This is a genomic window from Vibrio sp. 10N.261.54.A5, assembly GCF_041471145.1.
Classification (GTDB): domain Bacteria; phylum Pseudomonadota; class Gammaproteobacteria; order Enterobacterales; family Vibrionaceae; genus Vibrio; species Vibrio crassostreae_C.
Genome location: NZ_JBFRNU010000030.1, coordinates 19,476 through 42,234 on the forward strand (window position 1 = coordinate 19,476; position 22,759 = coordinate 42,234).

Below are 22,759 nucleotides of genomic sequence, written 5' to 3' on the forward strand. Positions count from 1 at the left end.
AATAAATGGCTGATATTTACCATTAGTCAGCTACATCAATGACTTATGACTAATAGTGTGACTCTACTCATCATTTGGCGACGAATATGTATAATTAAAGCTAATATTGTATTACTTTATATGGAGTTTGAAAATTTAATCAAAGTTTAAGCAGATAAACTCTTTATTGAGGGTGACAAAGAATATGACGACTAAACCAGTATTGTTGACTGAAGCTGAAATAGAGCAACTTCACCTTGAAGTGGGCCGTTCTAGCTTAATGGGCAAAACCATTGCAGCGAACGCGAAAGATCTAGAAGCATTCATGCGTTTACCTATTGATGTCCCAGGTCATGGTGAGGCTGGTGGTTACGAACATAACCGCCATAAGCAAAATTACACGTACATGAATCTAGCTGGTCGCATGTTCTTGATCACTAAAGAGCAAAAGTACGCTGACTTTGTTACAGAATTACTAGAAGAGTACGCAGACAAATACCTAACGTTTGATTACCACGTACAGAAAAACACTAACCCTACAGGTCGTTTGTTCCACCAAATCCTGAACGAACACTGCTGGTTAATGTTCTCAAGCTTAGCTTACTCTTGTGTTGCTTCAACCCTGACACAAGAACAACGCGACAATATTGAGTCTCGTATTTTCGAACCAATGCTAGAAATGTTCACAGTTAAATACGCACACGACTTCGACCGAATTCACAACCACGGTATTTGGGCTGTAGCCGCTGTCGGTATTTGTGGTCTTGCTCTTGGCAAGCGTGAGTACCTTGAAATGTCGGTGTACGGCATTGACCGTAACGACACTGGCGGCTTCCTAGCGCAAGTTTCTCAGCTGTTTGCACCGTCTGGCTACTACATGGAAGGTCCTTACTACCACCGTTATGCGATTCGTCCAACGTGTGTGTTCGCTGAAGTGATTCACCGTCATATGCCTGAAGTGGATATCTACAACTACAAAGGCGGCGTGATTGGTAACACAGTACAAGCGATGCTGGCGACGGCTTACCCGAACGGTGAGTTCCCGGCTCTGAATGATGCTTCTCGTACTATGGGTATTACAGACATGGGTGTTCAGGTTGCAGTAAGTGTTTACAGCAAGCATTACTCTTCTGAAAACGGCGTAGACCAAAACATTCTTGGTATGGCGAAGATTCAAGACGCAGTTTGGATGCATCCATGTGGTCTTGAGCTATCTAAAGCCTACGAAGCAGCGTCTGCTGAGAAAGAAATCGGCATGCCTTTCTGGCCAAGTGTTGAATTGAACGAAGGCCCTCAAGGTCACAACGGCGCGCAAGGCTTTATCCGTATGCAGGATAAGAAAGGCGACGTTTCTCAACTTGTTATGAACTACGGCCAACACGGCATGGGTCACGGTAACTTTGATACGCTGGGTATTTCTTTCTTCAACCGTGGTCAAGAAGTACTGCGTGAATACGGTTTCTGTCGTTGGGTGAACGTTGAGCCTAAATTCGGCGGCCGTTACCTAGACGAAAACAAATCTTACGCTCGTCAAACAATTGCACATAACGCAGTAACGATTGATGAAAAATGTCAGAACAACTTTGACGTTGAACGTGCAGATGCAGTACACGGCTTGCCACACTTCTTCAAAGTAGAAGACGAGCAAATCAATGGCATGAGCGCATTTGCTAACGATCATTACGAAGGTTTTGACATGCAACGCAGCGTGTTCATGCTAAACCTTGAAGAATTAGAATCTCCGCTACTATTAGATCTTTACCGTTTAGATTCTGAGAAAGGCGGTGAAGGTGAGCATCAGTACGACTACTCACACCAATATCAAGGTCAGATTGTTCGCACTAGCTTTGAATACCAAGCAAACAAAGAGCTGAACACGCTAGGTGAAGACTTCGGTTACCAACACCTATGGAACGTGGCAAGCGGTGAAGTGAAGGGCACAGCACTGGTAAGCTGGCTACAGAACAACACCTACTACACGTGGCTAGGTGCAACGTCTAACGACAATGCTGAAGTTATCTTTACTCGCACTGGCGCTAACGATCCAAGCTTCAACTTACGTTCTGAGCCTGCGTTCATTCTACGCAGCAAAGGTGAAACAACACTGTTTGCTTCTGTTGTTGAAACGCACGGTTACTTCAACGAAGAATTCGAGCAATCAGTTAATGCACGTGGTGTTGTGAAAGACATCAAAGTAGTGGCTCACACCAATATCGGTTCGGTAGTTGAGATCACCACAGAGAAATCAAACGTGACAGTGATGATCAGCAACCAACTTGGTGCGACTGACAGCACTGAACACAAAGTAGAGCTGAACGGCAAAGTATACAGCTGGACAGGCTTCTACTCAGTAGAAACAACTTTAAACCCAGAATTAGCAAGCAGAGCAGAGCAGGGGAAATAATAATGAGCTATCAACCACTTTTACTTAACTTTGATGAAGCAGCAGAGCTTCGTAAAGAACTTGGCAAGGATAGCCTTTTAGGTAACGCACTGACTCGCGACATTAAACAAACTGACGCTTACATGGCGGAAGTTGGCATTGAAGTACCTGGTCACGGTGAAGGCGGCGGTTACGAGCACAACCGTCACAAGCAAAACTACATCCATATGGATCTAGCGGGCCGTTTGTTCCTTATCACTGAGGAAACAAAGTACCGTGATTACATCGTTGATATGCTAACAGCGTACGCGACGGTGTACCCAACACTTGAAAGCAACGTAAGCCGTGACTCTAACCCTCCGGGTAAGCTGTTCCACCAAACGTTGAACGAGAACATGTGGATGCTTTACGCTTCTTGTGCGTACAGCTGTATTTACCACACCATTTCTGAAGAGCAAAAGCGTCTGATCGAAGACGATCTTCTTAAGCAAATGATCGAAATGTTCGTTGTGACTTACGCACACGACTTCGATATCGTACACAACCACGGCTTATGGGCTGTGGCAGCGGTAGGTATCTGTGGTTATGCGATCAACGATCAAGAGTCTGTAGATAAAGCACTTTACGGCCTGAAATTAGACAAAGTAAGCGGCGGTTTCTTAGCACAACTTGACCAACTGTTTTCGCCAGACGGCTACTACATGGAAGGTCCTTACTACCACCGTTTCTCGCTACGTCCAATCTACCTGTTCGCAGAAGCAATTGAACGTCGTCAGCCTGAAGTTGGTATCTATGAATTCAACGACTCAGTGATCAAGACAACGTCGTACTCTGTATTCAAAACAGCATTCCCAGACGGTACATTGCCAGCTCTGAACGATTCATCGAAGACAATCTCTATCAACGATGAAGGCGTTATCATGGCAACGTCTGTGTGTTACCACCGTTACGAGCAGACTGAAACTCTGCTTGGCATGGCTGATCACCAACAAAACGTTTGGGTTCATGCTTCGGGTAAAACACTGTCTGACGCGGTTGATGCAGCAGCCGACATCAAAGCATTTAACTGGGGTAGCCTGTTTGTAACGGACGGCCCTGAAGGCGAAAAAGGTGGCGTAAGCATCCTTCGTCACCGTGATGAGCAAGACGACGACACAATGGCGTTGATCTGGTTTGGTCAGCACGGCTCTGATCACCAGTATCACTCTGCGCTAGACCACGGTCACTACGATGGCTTACACCTAAGCGTATTCAACCGTGGCCACGAAGTACTGCACGATTACGGCTTCGGTCGTTGGGTAAACGTGGAGCCTAAGTTTGGCGGTCGTTACATCCCAGAGAACAAGTCTTACTGTAAGCAGACGGTTGCTCACAACACAGTAACGGTTGATCAGAAAACGCAGAACAACTTCAACACAGCACTGGCTGAGTCTAAGTTTGGTCAGAAGCACTTCTTCGTAGCAGACGACCAGTCTCTACAAGGCATGAGCGGCACCATTTCTGAGTACTACACTGGCGTAGACATGCAACGCAGCGTGATTCTTGCTGAACTTCCTGAGTTCGAAAAACCGCTAGTGATTGATGTGTACCGCATCGAAGCTGACGCTGAGCACCAGTACGACTTACCAGTTCACCACTCTGGCCAGATCATCCGTACTGACTTTGATTACAACATGGAAAAAACGCTTAAGCCGCTAGGTGAAGATAACGGTTACCAACATCTATGGAACGTTGCTTCAGGTAAAGTAAACGAAGAAGGTTCTCTAGTAAGCTGGCTACATGACAGCAGCTACTACAGCCTAGTAACCAGCGCGAATGCGGGCAGCGAAGTGATTTTTGCTCGCACTGGTGCTAACGATCCAGACTTCAACCTTAAGAGTGAGCCTGCGTTCATCTTACGTCAGTCTGGTCAAAACCACGTGTTTGCTTCTGTACTAGAAACGCATGGTTACTTTAACGAGTCTATCGAAGCTTCTGTAGGCGCTCGTGGTCTGGTTAAATCAGTATCTGTTGTGGGCCATAACAGTGTCGGGACTGTTGTTCGCATTCAGACTACTTCTGGTAACACTTACCACTACGGTATTTCAAACCAAGCTGAAGACACGCAGCAAGCAACTCACGCTGTTGAGTTCGCGGGTGAGACATACTCGTGGGAAGGATCATTTGCTCAACTGTAAATGATCAACACACATACCATTTAACGATGGTGTGTACTGATGTGGTGCTTTGCGGGAACGAAGCGTCACATTGAATTCAGTCGTGATTGCAAAATCGTTCGTTGATACCAACAACGACTGAATACATCGGGAATAAGTCAAACCGAGTAACTCATTGCGAGTTGCTCGGTTTTTTTATGTGTGTAAGAAACAGAATAGAACGTTTCAACAAACAAAAAGCCTACTCAGTGAGTAGGCTTTGATCTTAGCTAACCGTCTATTTGACGTTGTTTTTAGTATTTAGATAAGGGCTTTTCTTGCTTTCGCAGCCAGCCATTCGGAGAAGATGACCGTCACTAGAATCGCACAGAAAATCACCGTCACTTGAGGCCATGCCAGCATCGCCATCGACTCTTGCAGTTTTAAGCCGATACCGCCAGCGCCGACCAAGCCTAAAACTGTAGACTCACGAATATTGATATCCCAACGGAACAAGCTCGTGCCGATGAAACTTGGCATCACTTGCGGAAGAATACCGTAGTTCAATACCTGCAGCGGAGAAGCTCCAGTCGATTGGATTGCAGACATCTGTGTTGCATTCACTTCTTCAATCGCTTCATACATTAACTTCGCCACAAAACCAATTGAACGTAGCGCTATCGCAATGATACCGGCCAACAAGCCTGGGCCGATGATTGCTACCAATAACAATGCCCAAATTAACGAGTTAATTGAACGACTTGCCGCGATGATGAACAGCGCGATAGGTCTGATAAACGTCATGCTTGGCGTTGTATTACGTGCAGCTAAGAACGCGACTGGAAACGCTAGTACTATCCCCAACAGTGTGCCAAGTGTCGCGATGTTAATGGTGTCCCACAACGGACTCCAAAGAGACTCTAAGTAGCTCCATCTTGGTGGCCACATACGTGAAGAGATATCAGTAAATTGGTTGGGTGAGTCAGTCACAAAGTACCAAATCGTATCCTTGTTCATGACTTGCCATGCGAATACTGTCAAAGCAACAAAGCAAAGCCAGCCTAGCCAAAGCATGAGGCTCTGTTTACTGTCGTAACGCTGCCATTGGGTACGATTGATGGCGCTTGTCGGTGTTTCATTTAACGTGCTCATTGGTCGTTCCTTACTGCACATGCTTACGGATGATGGTTGATAGGTATTCACACAACATCACAATCACAATAATAATCAATAGAATAGCGGCCGCTGCGCTGTATTCGTAACGGTCCATTGCGGTGTTCAATGTAGCACCGATACCCCCTGCGCCAACAATGCCAATTACCGCTGACTCTCGGAAGTTGATGTCGAGTCGGTACATCGAAAGCCCGATAAAGCGTGGCATTACCTGCGCTTGAATCGCATAGTTCACTTGTTGTAACCAACTTGCGCCAGTTGCGCGCATTGCGGTGAGTGGTGCTGGGTCGATGGCTTCAATTTCATCGGCAAACAATTTCGCGAGAAAGCCGATGGTTGCGAAGGTCAGCGTGACAAAACCCGCAAACGTACCAAAGCCAAACAGAGCCACACACAGAATCGCAACGATGATCTCTTGTAAGCTACGAGCGATCGAAATAAACGCACGGCAGAATAGATAAACGGGAGTAGGGGCAAGGTTTTTGGCTGCGCCTAATCCGAATGGGATTGAAAGAAGGACACCCGCCACGGTTGATGTCAGGGTCATGGTTAAACTCTCAATCAAACCTTGTGAGATGTTGTTCCATCGGCCACCAAAATCTGGGTTCATGAAAGCCAAAATGAACTGCCAGCCGCGTTCGCTGCCTTCGTAAATTCGAGTCCAGTTGACGTGTACCGATTGAGTCGCAAGGTACAAGTAAACCGCGACAATGATGATTAAGCTCCAGCGTAACCATGGGCTAGAAATCAGTGGCGGCTTTGTCCACTGTGTCGGGTATTGTTTGGAATTCTGTTTTCCTGACTTTAAATGCTGCTGAACTTGATTTGGATATGGTTGAGTCATATTGTTGCCTCAGACAGGCGAGGACTTGTGATGATGAGGTCATCGGCCTCTTCTTCTGCTTGTTGACTCCAGTCTTCTTCACCGTAGATTTGCGTTAAAACATATTCAGTGAGCAGGTTTGGTTTGTCATCAAATACGACACAACCTGCATTTAAGCCGACAACACGGTCAACAAACTGCTTTGCTAATTGAACATCGTGAATATTGATGATGGCAGGGAGCTGTTGCTCTGAACAAATCTCACTGATCAGTCGCATGATTTGGCGCGCTGTACGTGGATCAAGTGCGGCCGTTGGTTCATCAATCAACAGTAATTTCGGTTTCTGAGCAAGTGCACGTGCAATACCAACACGTTGACGCTGACCACTCGACAGAGCATCGGCCCTTTTATTGGCGTGTTCTAACAATCCAACACGGTCGAGTAGCGCATAAGCGGCTTGGATATCCGATTCAGGGAAACGGCGAGTAAAGCTTTGCCAGAAATTCACGTAACCCAAACGTCCTGAAAGTACGTTTTCCATCACCGTCAAACGCTCAATCAGCGCGTACTCTTGGAAAATCATCCCGATTTCACGGCGTGATTGTCTCAGTTGTCGCTTAGACAGCGTTTCTAGATTGGTATTGGAAAAGATCACTTCGCCGCTGGTGGGTTCGGTGAGCCGATTAATACAACGGATAAGCGTTGATTTACCCGCACCAGATGGACCAATTAAACCAACCACTTCACCGGCATTGACCGACAAGCTAACGTTGGTAAGGGCTTTATCAGAACTGGAGTAGTGCTTGGTAAGCCCTTTAAGGGTAAGAGTAGACATAGAATTCCTATAAGAGCGGTGTACTAAGAGTTCGCCTGAGACAGGCATGGAAAGTAAACCGGAAAGAGTGGTGAATAACTGCAGGCGATTACACCTGCAGTTAGTTTTATCGGTGTGTGATTGGCTTTTTAGTTCGGTTGAACTTAGCTACACGTGTAAGAGACTTTGTTTGCCGTATCGATAGTGCGGATCACTTCCCAGTGCTCTTTGTAAGTAATAGGAACGAACTGCGCTTCGCCGTTACGTTCAAATTCTTCTTGAAGCTTTGTGCCTTCCCAATCGAAAGTGAAGAACGCTTTTTGAATCTTCTCTTGCAGCTCTGGCGTCAGGTTGTGCGCTGTGCCGTAAGCGGTAGTCGGGAAGGTTTGAGATTTGTAGATGCTCTTGATTTGGTCTTCTTTCACAACATCGCGTGAAAGCATGCGGTTCAATACTGAGTTAGCAACTGCTGCAGCATCGTAATCTTTGTGCGCCACACCCAAAATAGAGTTGTCGTGTGCGCCAGAGAATGCTGGTTTGAAATCTCGGTCAGGTTGAAGTTGGTATTCAGCGTCCAAAATCGCAGAAGGTGCTTTGAAGCCAGAGTTAGACGTTTGTGATGTGAACGCTAGGTTCTTATCTTTTAGGTCTTCCACTTTCTCAATGCCAGAACCAGGGTAAGTGATGATTTCCATTTCGTAACCGAAAGAGCCATCTTCTGCAGCCATCATTGTGAATGGGGCAAAGCCTGCACAGTTAACCGCCAGTGGTGTAGAACCTGTGTTGAAACCTGCGATATGTAGGCGACCTGAACGCATTGCTTCAATTTGAGCAGCGTTATTTTGAACAGGGAAGAAACGAATCGTCTTTTCCGTTGTTTTTTCAAGGTGGCTCAAAAACTCGCTCCACACATCAGCGTATACTGCAGGATCTTCAACTGGCGTATAAGCAAAAATTAGCGTGTTTGGGTCAACCCATTGTGATTCATCTTGAGGAACATCAGCAACCAAGTTGCCAGAGCGATCTTCGTATCGTGTATCCATTGCTAATGCAGAACCAGAAAAAATCAGCGCAGCAGTAATAGCGCTCTTAAGCGTGAGATTTGTTTTTGTCGGTTTCATTATGTCAGTCCAATTGAGTGATTTGTTGGAAGGAAGTATAGGAATCGAGGATGACAGAACCGATGCCTTTTGATGACGGATTTATGAATGGTGTAACATAATGTTTCTAGCGGTATGGAGTTAGATGCTTTATAAGTGTTTGATTCATTGAGTAAATTAATAGGGCACGACTCGTTGCTAATTTACTCAATTGGCGCTAGGTTGAAATCCTGTTATAGTGATCCTTAAATAATACATAAACATAACATATAAAATAAGTGAACTTATGGTTAGCACTTTTAATTCAATCTCGGGCTCGAAGCGCAGCCTGCACGTGCAAGTAGCGCGTGAAATCGCTCGTGGAATCTTGTCTGGTGAACTGCCACAAGGTTCTATTATTCCTGGTGAAATGGCGCTGTGTGAACAGTTTGGTATCAGCCGTACGGCACTTCGTGAAGCCGTTAAACTACTGACTTCTAAAGGTCTGTTAGAGTCCCGCCCGAAAATCGGTACTCGTGTAGTAGATCGCGCATACTGGAACTTTCTTGATCCTCAACTGATTGAATGGATGGATGGTCTAACCGACATAGACCAATTCTGTTCTCAGTTTTTAGGCCTTCGCCGTGCGATTGAACCTGAAGCGTGTGCATTAGCTGCAAAATTTGCGACTGCTGAGCAACGTATCGAGCTTTCAGAGATCTTCCAGAAGATGGTTGAAGTGGATGACGCAGAAGTGTTTGACCAAGAACGTTGGACAGACATCGATATTCGTTTCCATAGCTTGATCTTTAATGCGACAGGTAACGATTTCTACCTGCCATTCGGCAATATTCTGACTACCATGTTCGTTAACTTCATCGTGCACTCTTCTGAAGAGGGCAGCACATGTATCAATGAACACCGTAGAATCTATGAAGCGATTATGGCTGGCGACAGTGAAAAAGCTCGTACAATGTCAGCCGCTCACTTGCAAGACGCTAACCACCGTTTAGCCACTGCAAGCTAAACACGGTTTTCAACTTCATTTGAACCAATCAAAAAGGTATGCCAAGTGCATGCTTTTTTGTTTTTAGAAAGCGTGTTGCACCATGTGTGGCACTGTTTTGGTTCATCCTCGCTTAACTCCTTCTTAAGCCAGTTCCTTCTTGTATACGCCTAGCGGTCGTTCTCTTTACCATCATAATAAAAATAATATTACGCTCGATATTCGTTTTTAGACACTCTCGACCCTCAAATAATTATGCGTCATCCATGATTTTTCATTTTTGTATATTTTGAATCTACCATCGTTTGAACTGGATATGCCTCTTCTATATTGATTAATTTAAGTAGAATTCTAATGAAATTATCCACTCTCAATAGATAAAAAACGCTGGTTTATTGTGTGATAAATGAGGGTGATTTAGCTCTGATTTGGCTTTTATTATTTTTGAGGATTTTATATTTATATGTGTTTGGTTGTATTTGTTAATAAGTGTGCAAAGTCTCACTTTCTCATAAGTCTTTGATTTTAATGGGTGTGATGTTCTTTGGCCTTGTTTTTTGAGTTTTTACCTCAAACACCAGTAATTGCCTTGATGGATTGGCCATATTCCATCCTATGTCATATATATAATTAACTTAATCAATCAAAATAAGATCGCCATCACTTATTTGGATTATTGTACTACAAATAAAGTTTGAGATTTCCTATAGTCATCGTAACAAAATACAACGGACAAAGGATACACGATGGAACTCAACACGATTATTGTCGGCATTTATTTCCTATTCTTGATTGCGATAGGTTGGATGTTTAGAACATTTACAAGTACCACCAGTGACTACTTCCGCGGGGGCGGTAACATGTTGTGGTGGATGGTTGGTGCAACCGCCTTTATGACCCAGTTTAGTGCATGGACATTCACCGGTGCGGCAGGTAAAGCGTATAACGATGGTTTTGCAGTAGCGGTCATCTTCGTAGCCAACGCATTTGGTTACTTCATGAACTTCGCATATTTTGCTCCAAAGTTCCGTCAACTACGTGTAGTAACGGTAATCGAAGCAATTCGTATGCGTTTCGGTGCGACTAACGAACAAGTGTTCACTTGGTCTTCAATGCCAAACAGTGTTGTTTCTGCCGGTGTATGGTTAAACGCACTAGCAATCATCGCTTCTGGTATCTTCGGTTTCGACATGACAGCAACTATCTGGATTACCGGTTTGGTTGTATTGGCAATGTCTGTAACGGGTGGTTCATGGGCGGTAATTGCATCTGACTTTATGCAGATGGTTATCATCATGGCAGTAACCGTGACATGTGCTGTTGTTGCTGTTGTTCAAGGTGGCGGTGTTGGTGAAATCGTGAATAACTTCCCTGTAGCGGAAGGCGGTTCTTTCCTTTCTGGTAACAACATTAACTACTTAAGCATCTTCAGCATTTGGGCATTCTTCATCTTCGTGAAGCAGTTCTCTATTACTAACAACATGCTTAACTCTTACCGTTACCTAGCGGCTAAAGACTCAAAGAACGCGAAGAAAGCAGCGCTACTAGCGTGTGTGCTAATGCTTTGTGGTGTATTTATCTGGTTCATGCCTTCTTGGTACATTGCAGGTCAAGGTGTCGACCTAGCAGCAGCTTACCCAGAAGCAGGTAAGAAAGCGGGTGACTTTGCCTACCTATACTTCGTACAAGAGTACATGCCAGCAGGTATGGTTGGCCTTCTAGTTGCGGCGATGTTTGCAGCGACAATGTCTTCAATGGATTCTGGTCTAAACCGTAACTCGGGTATCTTTGTTAAGAACTTCTATGAACCAATCGTTCGTAAAGGTACGGCTAGCGAAAAAGAACTAGTAACGGTTTCTAAGATTACTTCTGCCGTGTTTGGTATTGCTATCATCCTTATTGCACAGTTCATCAACTCGCTTAAAGGTTTGAGCCTGTTCGATACCATGATGTATGTAGGCGCACTGATCGGCTTCCCAATGACAATTCCTGCATTCCTTGGCTTCTTTATTAAGAAGACTCCGGACTGGGCTGGTTGGGGTACGCTAGTGGTTGGTGGTTTTGTTTCTTACTACGTGGGTTTCGTTGTTAACGCTGAAATGGTGTCTTCAATCTTCGGTCTAGAAGAGCTAACAAGCCGTGAATGGTCTGATGTTAAGGTTGCTATCGGTCTGATTGCTCACATTACGCTGACAGGTGGTTTCTTCATCCTATCAACTCTGTTCTACAAGCCATTAACTGAGAAGCGTCAAGCAGACGTTGATAAGTTCTTCGGTAACCTGTCTACTCCATTAGTTGCGGAGTCAGCAGAACAGAAAGTACTGGATAACAAACAGCGTGAAATGCTTGGTAAACTGATTGCGGTAGCGGGTGTCGGTATCATGCTAATGGCTCTACTCACTAACCCAATGTGGGGACGTCTAGTCTTCATACTTTGTGGTGTGATTGTTGGTGGTGTTGGTGTGCTATTGGTTAAAGCGGTCGATGACGGCGGCAAGCAAGCGAAAGCAGTAACTGAAAGCTAATACATAGAAAACGATTATAATAGAATGCGACGACTCGAAAGGGCGTCGCATTTTTTTGCTCTGCGAAACGGAAAAACGGTCAGGTGGAAGATATCTGACCTAAATCACGAAAACTGTACAAAATGGTTCAATCGAACCGAAATAGATTTAATTGTCCTACAATAAGACGTATATTATTGCTAATTCCTTTCAATCAACTTGAAAAATAAGTGAGTTAGAATGAGCGACCAAAAATCTCTTGATGCAATCAGGAAGATGAAGCTGGAGAATGATACTTCAGCAGGTAATCTTGTAGACCTACTCCCTATCGAAGTACAGAAACGTGACTTCGACCTATCATTCCTAGACAACTTGAGCGAAGCACGTCCACGTCTTCTTGTTCAAGCAGATCAGTTAGAAGAATTCAAAGCGAAAGTGAAAGCTGATGAAGCTCACTGCATGTTTGATGATTTCTACAATAACTCGACAGTTAAGTTCCTTGAGACTGCTCCTTTCGAAGAGCCTAAAGCGTACCCAGCTGACACGGTAGGCAAAGCTTCTCTATGGCGTCCTTACTGGCGTCAAATGTACGTTGATTGCCAAATGGCACTAAACGCGACACGTAACCTAGCAATTGCTGGTGTTGTGAAAGAAGACGAAGCGCTAATTGCTAAAGCAAAAGCTTGGACTCTAAAACTGTCTACGTACGATCCAGAAGGCGTGACTTCTCGTGGCTATAACGATGAAGCGGCTTTCCGTGTTATCGCGGCTATGGCTTGGGGTTACGACTGGCTACACGGCTACTTCACAGATGAAGAACGTCAGCAAGTTCAAGATGCTTTGATTGAGCGTCTAGACGAAATCATGCACCACCTGAAAGTGACGGTTGATCTATTGAACAACCCACTGAACAGCCACGGTGTTCGTTCTATCTCTTCTGCTATCATCCCAACGTGTATCGCGCTTTACCACGATCACCCGAAAGCAGGCGAGTACATTGCATACGCACTAGAATACTACGCAGTACACTACCCACCATGGGGCGGTGTAGACGGCGGTTGGGCTGAAGGTCCTGACTACTGGAACACGCAAACTGCATTCCTAGGCGAAGCATTCGACCTATTGAAAGCATACTGTGGCGTAGACATGTTCAACAAAACATTCTACGAAAACACAGGTGATTTCCCGCTTTACTGCATGCCTGTTCACTCTAAGCGCGCGAGCTTCTGTGACCAGTCTTCAATCGGTGATTTCCCAGGTCTAAAACTGGCTTACAACATCAAGCATTACGCAGGTGTTAACCAGAAGCCTGAGTATGTTTGGTACTACAACCAACTGAAAGGCCGTGATACTGAAGCACACACCAAATTCTACAACTTCGGTTGGTGGGACTTCGGTTACGATGATCTTCGCTTTAACTTCCTTTGGGATGCACCTGAAGAGAAAGCACCATCGAATGACCCACTGTTGAAAGTATTCCCAATCACGGGTTGGGCTGCATTCCACAACAAGATGACTGAGCGTGATAACCATATTCACATGGTATTCAAATGTTCTCCGTTTGGCTCAATCAGCCACTCTCACGGTGACCAAAACGCATTCACGTTGCATGCATTCGGTGAAACGCTAGCGTCAATCACTGGCTATTACGGTGGTTTCGGTGTTGATATGCACACTAAATGGCGTCGTCAAACGTTCTCTAAGAACCTTCCACTATTTGGCGGTAAAGGTCAGTACGGCGAGAACAAGAACACGGGCTACGAAAACCACCAAGATCGCTTCTGTATCGAAGCGGGCGGCAACATCTCTGATTTCGACACTGAATCTGATGTGAAGATGGTTGAGGGTGATGCAACGGCATCTTACAAGTACTTCGTTCCTGAAATTGAATCTTACAAGCGTAAGGTCTGGTTTGTTCAAGGTAAAGTATTCGTAATGCAAGACAAGGCAACGCTTTCTGAAGAGAAAGACATGACTTGGCTAATGCACACAACTTTCGCAAACGACGTGGCAGACAAGTCTTTCACTATCCGTGGCGAAGTTGCGCACCTAGACGTAAACTTCATCAACGAGTCTGCTGATAACATCACGTCAGTTAAGAACGTTGAAGGTTTTGGCGAAGTTGACCCATACGAGTTCAAAGATCTTGAAATCCACCGTCACGTTGAAGTGGAATTCAAGCCATCAAAAGAGCACAACATCCTTACGCTTCTTGTTCCTAATAAGAACGAAGGCGAGCAAGTTGAAGTGTCTCACAAGCTTGAAGGCAACACGCTAATGCTAAATGTTGATGGTGAAACGGTTTCAATCGAACTGTAATTCGCTGAAGCAACAGAAGCTAGATACTAAAAACTCCGAGTGAAAGCTCGGAGTTTTTTTGTTTGCACAGAACAGGCAGTAGCCTACGAGGTGGGAAGAGGTTGCGTTGGTTAGTTAGAGGCTAAGTAGCAAGAGTGCCAGGCTTAGTAAGTGGCGACAAAACTTGGTTTAAAACCCGTGTTCAGTAAACCTTACTAAGGCTAGGGCAGTGACTGTCTTCCAATAATTTGTCAACTACTGACAGTGGGCAGCCTTAATCTTGTCTGAAAAAAGGGACGGCAGGTTAATAATCGTTATTGGAGTGGCTTATTCTCATTAATCGTATGACATTTAGAGTGCATTATTTCATCAATAGGTTATTTTTTGATTGGGATATCGCTCTTGTAAGTACAAAGCGTGACCATATTTTCTCGTAAAGTGAATCCCCGTCACAACTTGCGTCTAAGCATTGAAGGATTACCCTAAAACTATTGCGTAACGGAAAAGACGTCGTTATTATAATGACCATATAATCATACAATACTATATTTGGAGTTTGAACATGACTAAACCTGTAATCGGTTTCATTGGCCTAGGTCTTATGGGCGGCAACATGGTTGAAAACCTACAAAAGCGCGGCTACCACGTAAACGTAATGGATCTAAGCGCTGAAGCTGTTGCTCGCGTTACAGATCGCGGCAATGCGACTGCATTCACTTCTGCTAAAGAACTAGCTGCTGCAAGTGACATCGTTCAGTTTTGTCTTACAACTTCAGCTGTTGTTGAAAAAATCGTTTACGGCGAAGACGGCGTTCTAGCTGGCATCAAAGAAGGCGCAGTATTAGTAGACTTCGGTACTTCTATCCCTGCTTCTACTAAGAAAATCGGCGCAGCTCTAGCTGAAAAAGGCGCGGGCATGATCGACGCACCTCTAGGCCGTACTCCTGCACACGCTAAAGATGGTCTTCTGAACATCATGGCTGCTGGCGACATGGAAACTTTCAACAAAGTTAAACCTGTTCTTGAAGAGCAAGGCGAAAACGTATTCCACCTAGGTGCTCTAGGTTCTGGTCACGTTACTAAGCTTGTAAACAACTTCATGGGTATGACGACTGTTGCGACTATGTCTCAAGCTTTCGCTGTTGCTCAACGCGCTGGTGTTGATGGCCAACAACTGTTTGACATCATGTCTGCAGGTCCATCTAACTCACCATTCATGCAATTCTGTAAGTTCTACGCAGTAGACGGCGAAGAGAAGCTAGGTTTCTCTGTTGCTAACGCTAACAAAGATCTTGGTTACTTCCTTGCTCTTTGTGAAGAGCTAGGTACTGAGTCTCTAATTGCTCAAGGTACTGCAACTAGCCTACAAGCTGCTGTTGACGCAGGAATGGGTAACAACGACGTACCAGTAATCTTCGACTACTTCGCTAAACTAGAGAAGTAATCGACGTACGACCTCGCTAGGGTATTGCCTGTCTTTTTAGGCGGCGAGACCTCAGCGAGGTTCGTTTTTATCTGCCATACCCAACCCTTTGTTCCCTCGTTAAACTCTTCTACTTCTACTTCCTCAGCTACACCTACTCAAAACTCTGTTCAACTTTGTTACTGCCTCAATTCCTATTTTTGTTTCTATATCTATATCTATATCTATTTGTAAATTCAAAGCCTTCTAGCACCAACTCACTCACTTTTCCTCGCAAGCTTAAACCAGTGCACTTAACTGATTGTTGGCGATGGCTTAACACCGCTCGTATATCGGGTCTGAAAAGAAAGTAAAAAAAACCCACACAGCTGGTGACTGTATGGGCATGTTCGGACGAGCCGTCTGGAAAAACAAATGATCAATAGAAAGTGAAAAAACGAATAACGAGATCCCCCGACAGTTTCTACGTTAAACGAGTTCAATGACCTTAAAGCGGCTGCTTCAATTATCACTTTGAACTGAACAAAAGCATCCAGAAAGAACTTAAGTTATGATTCAAATACACCATAACTTAAGGCTTATTGTATTACAAATAAATTTTAAGATTGAATGCCTTGAGTGAATGGTTGGTTAGTGAAAATGTGACCTAAGGCTCACTTTCCTAGTCAGGTGACCGAAAGTGATATGAATAATTTGAGTGGAGGCATTATCGGCGAAGTTGTGAGGTAATCATCTGAAAGTTGATCATTTTTAATTGGTTAATTATTCCTTTCTAATCATGTTAAAAGTTCAAACTCATAAATGATACCTATGTCACAGGGTGATTTTAACCAGTTTTGATATGTCAAGATTGCTCACAGAAAGTGCAGTAAATTAAACATACAATATTAATTAAATTGATGGTTGTGACGATGGAACGGCATGAACAAGTTTTGCTTCCCGTATCTTCGAATATCTAAAAAATGACCATTTCATTCGGATAAAAATAATAGACATAGGTTGATATGGATTATGAGTTTTATGAATTCAAAATTGTCTCTAGGGTTTAAAGGAAAATTGATTTTAATGGTGGCGATCGTCAGTTCCAGTGCCTTGGCATTTACGAACTGGTTCACGCTTAACTTGGCGACTGATCAAGTAAACCAAACGATTTATAACGAGATTGATCACTCGTTAACGATAGAAATTAATCAGATTGAAAGCACCGTCCAGCGCACCATCGATACGGTCAATTCCGTTGCACAAGAGTTCATGAAATCCCCATACCAAGTACCAAACGAAGCGCTGATGCATTTTGCCGCTAAGCTCGGTGGTATTGACAAGATTGTAGTGGGTTTTGATGATGGTCGTTCTTACACTTCTCGTCCTTCAGAGTCTTTCCCAAACGGTGTTGGAATCAAAGAAAAATACAACCCAACGACTCGTCCTTGGTATCAACAAGCGAAATTGAAATCAGGTTTATCTTTTAGTGATCTGTTTTTCACCAAGAGTACTCAAGTACCTATGATTGGTGTGACTTACACCTATCAAGATCGCGTCATCATGGCAGACATTCGATTTGATGATTTGGAAACTCAGCTCAAACAGCTAGATAGCATCTACGAAGCCAAAGGTATCATCGTGGATGAGAGAGGGATGGTAATTGCATCCACAATAGAAAACGTGCTTCCACAGAGCAATATATCTTCTGCTGACGCCTTAATGAAACTCAATGAAGCTATTGAACTACCTGACCAATTCATTGAAGGTATGATTGATGGTAATCAGCGAATCTTGATGGCTAAGAAGGTCGATATTGGCAGCCAGAAAGAATGGTACATGATATCTAGTATCGATCCTGAACTCGCGCTCAATCAGTTGAATGGCGTGATGTCGAGTGCGCGTATCCTTATCGTGGCATGTGTGCTTGGCTCGGTGATATTGATGATTTTACTGCTGAATCGCTTCTACCGCCCAATCGTGTCACTGAGAAAAATCGTCCACGATCTATCTCAAGGTAACGGAGACCTGACTCAAAGGCTTGTTGAGAAGGGGAATGATGACTTAGGGCATATCGCCAAAGACATCAACTTGTTCATCATTGGTCTGCAAGAGATGGTTAAGGACGTCAAATTTAAGAACTCGGATCTCGATACTAAGGTACTGAGTATTCGTGAAGGTTGTAAAGAAACCAGCGATGTACTGAAAGTTCACACTGATGAAACGGTTCAAGTGGTCTCTGCAATTAACGGCTTATCTGAAGCATCAAACGAAGTCGAGAAGAGTTCTCAGTCGGCGGCAGAAGCAGCAAGAGAGGCCGCTGTGTTTAGTGATGAGACGAAACAAATTAACACCGTGACGGAAACCTATATCAGTGATCTTGAGAAGCAAGTCTGCACCACCTCTGATGATATTCGCTCAATGGCGAATGAAACGCAGAGCATCCAGTCTATCGTGTCTGTGATTGGAGGAATTGCGGAACAAACTAATTTGCTGGCATTGAATGCGTCAATTGAAGCGGCGAGAGCGGGTGAGCATGGCCGAGGTTTCGCGGTGGTTGCTGATGAAGTCCGTGCGTTAGCCAACCGAACTCAAATCAGTACTTCTGAAATTGATGAAGCGCTGTCTGGCTTGCAGTCTAAATCAGATGGTTTGGTTAAATCGATTGAGTTGACCAAAAGTAACTGTGAAATGACGCGTGCCCAAGTGGTTCAAGCGGTAAATATGTTGGCCAAGCTAACGGAACAGATGGAAACGGTAAGTCGTTTTAATAACGATATTTCGGGTTCGTCTGTTGAGCAGAACGCCCTTATTCAGAGCATTGCTAAGAACATGCATAAGATTGAAAGCTTTGTTGAGGAGCTTAATAAGCTAAGCCAAGATCAGTTGATTGAATCAGCAGAAATCAAAACACTTAACGGCAGCGTTAGTGACTTGATGAGCAGCTTTAAGGTTTAACTTTTCTAATATTTATATTTAAAAATCAACATACTAAGTTTAGTTGTTGATCTGAGAGCCACTCAATAGCTTGCGAGTTTAGAGTGGCCTTTCTGCGTTTTTCTTGAGTCTAACTCTACGCAATACTCATTCATCCCACTTCATTTGCCGCATCTCACATTCTGATAAATATATAATTGACATAAAATAGTACAAATATACATTGTCACTCTATTCTTATGGATAAGTGAGATAAATGTGAATAAGCCAATCTTCGTCGTAGTACTCGCTTCGCTTACGTATGGCTGCGGTGGAAGCAGCTCCAGTGACAGCAGTGATCCTTCCGATACCAATAACCCAGGAATGCCCGCTGGTGTTGTTGCTCCCTATGATATTACCAAGTATCAAAACATCCTTTCCAGCTCAGATCTTCAGGTCTCTGATCCTAATGGAGAGGAGGGCAATAAAACCTCTGAAGTCAAAGATGGTAACTTCGATGGTTATGTCAGTGATTATTTTTATGCTGATGAAGAGACGGAAAATCTTATCTTCAAAATGACGAACTACAAGATGCGTTCTGAGGTTCGTGAGGGAGAAAACTTCGATATCAATGAAACGGGTGTAAGACGAAGCTTGTATGCGGAAATAAGCTTACCTGATATCGAGCATGCAATGGCGAGTTCACCTGCCGACCATGATGAAGTGACGTTGCTGCAGATACACAATAAGGGGACTGATGAGAGTGGTACGGGTTATATCCCTCATCCGCTATTGCGTGTGGTTTGGGAGCAAGAACGAGATGGCCTCACAGGTCACTACTGGGCAGTCATGAAAAACAATGCCATTGATTGTAGCAGCGCTGCTGACTCTTCGGATTGTTATGCCACGTCATACAATCGCTACGATTTAGGTGAGGCGGAATTGGACAGTTTTACCAAATTTGATCTTTCTGTTTATGAGAACACACTGTCGCTCAAAGTGAATGATGAAGTAAAAGTGAATCAAGACATCGCTTACTGGCAGCATTTATTGAGCTACTTCAAAGCGGGTATCTATAACCAATTTGAGAATGGTGAAGCGATTGCTTACTATCAGGCGTTGAGATACACCACGACTCAAATCGATGGATCAAACGATTGGGACATTAATGATTGGAAGCTGACTATTCCACCGAGTAAGAATGATTGGTATGGAAGCGGTGGTGACAGTGCTGCTGAGTTAGAACCAGAACGTTGTGAATCGAGTAAAGATCTTCTTTCAAATGACAGCGATGTGTACGACAGTGATATTGATCTTTCTTACTTCAATACTGATGAAGGAAGAATGCACTTTAGAGCGGATATGGGATACGGCACCTCTACCCAAAACTCTAGCTATATTCGCTCTGAGCTCAGGGAGTTGTATCAAAGCAGTGTTCAGCCAGATTGCAGCACCAGTGATGAAGATACCAGTTGGTATTTGGACGACACCAGAACCAACACAACCAGTCACGAGTTAACGGCAAGCTTGCGAATTGAAGATTACCCGAACATCAACGGCCAAGACCCAAAAGTAGTGCTCGGTCAGATCCATGGCTGGAAGATCAATCAAGCATTGGTCAAATTGCTTTGGGAAGGTGAGGGTAAGCCGGTACGAGTGATACTGAATGACGATTTTGAACGCAACAACCAAGACTGTAATCATTGTGACCCGTTCAGTGTCGAGTTAGGGACTTATTCGGCAAGTGAAGAGTGGCGATATACGATTCGTGCCAATCAAGACGGTATCTACTTGGCGACTCATGATTTAGATGGAACCAACACCGTTTCTCATTTAATCCCTTGGGGACAAGATTACACAGATAAAGATGGGGACACGGTTTCGTTAACATCAGATTGGACATCGACAGACATCGCTTTCTATTTCAAAGCAGGCATCTATCCACAATTTAAGCCTGATAGCGACTATGCGGGTGAAGTGTTTGATGTGAGCTTTAGTTCTCTTAGAGCTGAACACTATTTGAATTAGCTAACGTTTGAGTAACAACAATGACTGCTTTAAAGACCATATTGATTCCTAACAATGTGGTCTTTTTTTAACTGCTGCGACACTGTTAAATGAGATGTTCTGAACGATAAATGCTCTGCTCGAGTGATGCACATTCTCACCATTACCGCTCGGATTTTTCGCCCTTGATAGCCCATTTCGCATTCTAAATTTTCATATGTTGTCTTTTATCAATAGGAAGTGTGATCCAGTTAAAGTATGGAAAAAGCGAAAAGTGTTCCCAGTCTCATTTATTCAACGAAGTGTTTTATTTGTATTATAAGATTACGTAATATTTTTGTGTTATCGCAAATACTGAGAGAGAAAACGCCTTATAGCTCGTGTTTGCCAATTTATCTTTCACTTACGAACGCTGTCTTTGTATTATAATAATGGATTAGATATGAAACAAATTACTCTAAAAACCTTACTCGCTTCTTCTATTTTACTTGCAGTTGGTTGTGCGAGCACGAGCACACCGACTGTTGATTTCCCAAATAACAAAGAAACTGGTGAAGCGCTTCTGACGCCAGTTGCTGTTGCCGCTAGTAGCCATGATGGTAACGGACCTGATCGTCTCATTGACCAAGACCTAACTACACGTTGGTCATCTGCGGGTGACGGTGAGTGGGCAACACTAGACTATGGTTCAGTACAAGAATTTGATGCGGTTCAAGCATCTTTCAGCAAAGGTAACGAGCGCCAGTCTAAATTTGATATTCAAGTAAGTGTCGATGGCGAAAACTGGACAACCGTACTTGAAAACCAACTGAGCTCAGGTAAAGCGATCGGCCTAGAGCGTTTCCAATTCGAGCCAGCAGTGCAAGCGCGCTACGTAAGATACGTTGGTCACGGTAACACCAAAAATGGTTGGAACAGTGTGACAGGGTTAGCTGCGGTTAACTGTAACATTAACGCTTGTCCCGCTAGCCATATCATTACTTCAGACGTAGTAGCTGCAGAAGCGGCAATGATCGCTGAAATGAAAGCAGTGGAAAAAGCACGTAAAGATGCGCGCAAAGATCTTCGTTCAGGTAACTTTGGTGTAGCAGCGGTTTACCCTTGTGAGACCTCAGTTGAATGTGACACACGCAGTGCACTGCCAGTTCCGACAGGCCTGCCAGCGACACCAGTTGCAGGTAACGCGCCAAGCGAAAACTTTGACATGACGCATTGGTACCTATCTCAACCATTCGACCATGACAAAAACGGTAAGCCTGATGATGTTTCTGAGTGGAACCTTGCAAACGGTTACCAACACCCAGAGATCTTCTACACAGCTGACGATGGTGGTCTAGTCTTCAAGTCTTACGTGAAAGGTGTTCGTACCTCTAAAAATACTAAGTATGCGCGTACAGAGCTTCGCGAAATGATGCGCCGTGGTGACCAGTCTATTAGCACTAAAGGTGTTAACAAGAACAACTGGGTATTCTCAAGCGCACCTGAGTCTGACTTAGAAGCTGCTGCTGGTATTGATGGCGTTTTAGAAGCAACGTTGAAAATCGATCACGCAACAACAACAGGTAATGCGAACGAAGTAGGCCGCTTTATCATTGGTCAGATTCACGATCAAAACGATGAACCAATTCGTTTGTACTACCGTAAACTGCCAAACCAAGCAACGGGTGCGGTTTACTTCGCACACGAAAGCCAAGATGCAACTAAAGAGGACTTCTACCCTCTAGTGGGCGACATGACGGCTGAAGTGGGTGACGATGGTATCGCACTTGGCGAAGTGTTCAGCTACCGTATTGACGTTAAAGGCAACACGATGACTGTAACGTTAATGCGTGAAGGCAAAGACGACGTTGTACAAGTGGTTGATATGAGCAACAGCGGTTACGACGTAGGCGGCAAGTACATGTACTTCAAAGCAGGTGTTTACAACCAAAACATCAGCGGCGACCTAGACGATTACTCACAAGCGACTTTCTACCAGCTAGACGTATCGCACGATCAATACCAAAAGTAATCTGATCGAATAACACTTAATATTTAAGTTATCGCAATAGCCTCCAGCCTCAGGGTTCGGAGGCTTTTTTGCCTCCTGTTGTTTGGGCTTAAGCGTATGATTTAATTGAGTCGGAGAAGGGTAGTTATCAGTTACACATAGTTTAAGACAATATCATTAAGCTCATTCAGTATTAACTGTAGTCATTATCAGTTTCAGTTACTATCCTCTCGCCAATCGCCAATCGCC

Annotated in this window: 13 protein-coding genes; 9 read left to right on the forward strand and 4 right to left on the reverse strand. The window is 44.2% G+C overall.

Annotated features, from left to right (window positions below; translation table 11 throughout):
* Nucleotides 1-184 precede the first annotated feature (184 nt).
* Both AB4329_RS09685 and AB4329_RS09690 read left to right on the forward strand, forming a co-directional pair.
* Nucleotides 185-2,383: a heparinase II/III family protein gene (locus tag AB4329_RS09685; protein ID WP_017069899.1), complete on the forward strand. Its 2,199-nt coding sequence runs from the start codon at nt 185-187 to the stop codon at nt 2,381-2,383.
* A 2-nt stretch (nt 2,384-2,385) separates the two neighbouring features.
* Nucleotides 2,386-4,539 (forward strand): heparinase II/III family protein, encoded by a 2,154-nt coding sequence (locus AB4329_RS09690; RefSeq protein WP_372138164.1) that lies wholly within the window; start codon nt 2,386-2,388, stop codon nt 4,537-4,539.
* Between the two features lie 279 nt (nt 4,540-4,818).
* On the opposite strand, the gene phnE (AB4329_RS09695) is transcribed toward AB4329_RS09690, so the two are convergent.
* From phnE (AB4329_RS09695) to phnD, 4 genes are all read right to left on the reverse strand, one after another.
* Nucleotides 4,819-5,649, reverse strand: a complete 831-nt coding sequence (phnE, locus tag AB4329_RS09695; protein ID WP_372138165.1) for a phosphonate ABC transporter, permease protein PhnE — start codon at nt 5,647-5,649, stop codon at nt 4,819-4,821.
* Between the two features lie 10 nt (nt 5,650-5,659).
* A complete protein-coding gene (gene phnE, locus AB4329_RS09700) occupies nt 5,660-6,514 on the reverse strand; it encodes a phosphonate ABC transporter, permease protein PhnE (protein WP_240698126.1) in 855 nt (284 codons plus the stop codon).
* Nucleotides 6,511-7,329, reverse strand: a complete 819-nt coding sequence (phnC, locus tag AB4329_RS09705; protein WP_372138167.1) for a phosphonate ABC transporter ATP-binding protein — start codon at nt 7,327-7,329, stop codon at nt 6,511-6,513. The genes phnE (AB4329_RS09700) and phnC overlap by 4 nt, the downstream gene beginning before the upstream one ends.
* Nucleotides 7,330-7,472: 143 nt before the next feature.
* Complete coding sequence (gene phnD, locus AB4329_RS09710; RefSeq protein ID WP_372138169.1) at nt 7,473-8,429, reverse strand: phosphate/phosphite/phosphonate ABC transporter substrate-binding protein; 957 nt, start codon at nt 8,427-8,429, stop codon at nt 7,473-7,475.
* A gap of 265 nt (nt 8,430-8,694) precedes the next feature.
* Between phnD and AB4329_RS09715 the strand changes: the two genes are divergently transcribed.
* The 7 genes from AB4329_RS09715 to AB4329_RS09745 all read left to right on the forward strand — a co-directional run bounded on the left by AB4329_RS09715 (nt 8,695) and on the right by AB4329_RS09745 (nt 22,531).
* Complete coding sequence (locus AB4329_RS09715; RefSeq protein ID WP_017061478.1) at nt 8,695-9,414, forward strand: FadR/GntR family transcriptional regulator; 720 nt, start codon at nt 8,695-8,697, stop codon at nt 9,412-9,414.
* A 725-nt stretch (nt 9,415-10,139) separates the two neighbouring features.
* The gene (locus AB4329_RS09720; protein ID WP_017061477.1) at nt 10,140-11,918 is read left to right on the forward strand and encodes a sodium:solute symporter family transporter; all 1,779 of its coding nucleotides are present in this window, start codon (nt 10,140-10,142) and stop codon (nt 11,916-11,918) included.
* Between the two features lie 219 nt (nt 11,919-12,137).
* Nucleotides 12,138-14,216 (forward strand): DUF4962 domain-containing protein, encoded by a 2,079-nt coding sequence (locus AB4329_RS09725; RefSeq protein ID WP_372138171.1) that lies wholly within the window; start codon nt 12,138-12,140, stop codon nt 14,214-14,216.
* Nucleotides 14,217-14,757: 541 nt separating this feature from the next.
* On the forward strand, nt 14,758-15,639 hold the full coding sequence (locus AB4329_RS09730; protein ID WP_004733521.1) for an NAD(P)-dependent oxidoreductase: 882 nt from the start codon (nt 14,758-14,760) through the stop codon (nt 15,637-15,639).
* Nucleotides 15,640-16,683: 1,044 nt separating this feature from the next.
* The gene (locus AB4329_RS09735; RefSeq protein ID WP_017065711.1) at nt 16,684-18,555 is read left to right on the forward strand and encodes a methyl-accepting chemotaxis protein; all 1,872 of its coding nucleotides are present in this window, start codon (nt 16,684-16,686) and stop codon (nt 18,553-18,555) included.
* A gap of 237 nt (nt 18,556-18,792) precedes the next feature.
* Nucleotides 18,793-20,541 (forward strand): polysaccharide lyase family 7 protein, encoded by a 1,749-nt coding sequence (locus AB4329_RS09740; RefSeq protein ID WP_372138172.1) that lies wholly within the window; start codon nt 18,793-18,795, stop codon nt 20,539-20,541.
* Between the two features lie 421 nt (nt 20,542-20,962).
* Nucleotides 20,963-22,531 carry a polysaccharide lyase family 7 protein gene (locus AB4329_RS09745; RefSeq protein ID WP_102332120.1) on the forward strand — a complete coding sequence of 523 codons (1,569 nt, stop codon included), beginning with the start codon at nt 20,963-20,965 and terminating at the stop codon, nt 22,529-22,531.
* Nucleotides 22,532-22,759: the final 228 nt, after the last annotated feature.

Excerpts from the sequence above, each read along its gene's own strand:
- AB4329_RS09685 (WP_017069899.1), top strand. The coding sequence starts at position 185 with ATGACGACTAAACCAGTATTGTTGACTGAAGCTGAAATAGAGCAACTT.
- AB4329_RS09690 (WP_372138164.1), top strand. The coding sequence starts at position 2,386 with ATGAGCTATCAACCACTTTTACTTAACTTTGATGAAGCAGCAGAGCTT.
- phnE (WP_372138165.1), bottom strand. The coding sequence starts at position 5,649 with ATGAGCACGTTAAATGAAACACCGACAAGCGCCATCAATCGTACCCAA.
- phnE (WP_240698126.1), bottom strand. The coding sequence starts at position 6,514 with ATGACTCAACCATATCCAAATCAAGTTCAGCAGCATTTAAAGTCAGGA.
- phnC (WP_372138167.1), bottom strand. The coding sequence starts at position 7,329 with ATGTCTACTCTTACCCTTAAAGGGCTTACCAAGCACTACTCCAGTTCT.
- phnD (WP_372138169.1), bottom strand. The coding sequence starts at position 8,429 with ATGAAACCGACAAAAACAAATCTCACGCTTAAGAGCGCTATTACTGCT.
- AB4329_RS09715 (WP_017061478.1), top strand. The coding sequence starts at position 8,695 with ATGGTTAGCACTTTTAATTCAATCTCGGGCTCGAAGCGCAGCCTGCAC.
- AB4329_RS09720 (WP_017061477.1), top strand. The coding sequence starts at position 10,140 with ATGGAACTCAACACGATTATTGTCGGCATTTATTTCCTATTCTTGATT.
- AB4329_RS09725 (WP_372138171.1), top strand. The coding sequence starts at position 12,138 with ATGAGCGACCAAAAATCTCTTGATGCAATCAGGAAGATGAAGCTGGAG.
- AB4329_RS09730 (WP_004733521.1), top strand. The coding sequence starts at position 14,758 with ATGACTAAACCTGTAATCGGTTTCATTGGCCTAGGTCTTATGGGCGGC.
- AB4329_RS09735 (WP_017065711.1), top strand. The coding sequence starts at position 16,684 with ATGGTGGCGATCGTCAGTTCCAGTGCCTTGGCATTTACGAACTGGTTC.
- AB4329_RS09745 (WP_102332120.1), top strand. The coding sequence starts at position 20,963 with ATGAAACAAATTACTCTAAAAACCTTACTCGCTTCTTCTATTTTACTT.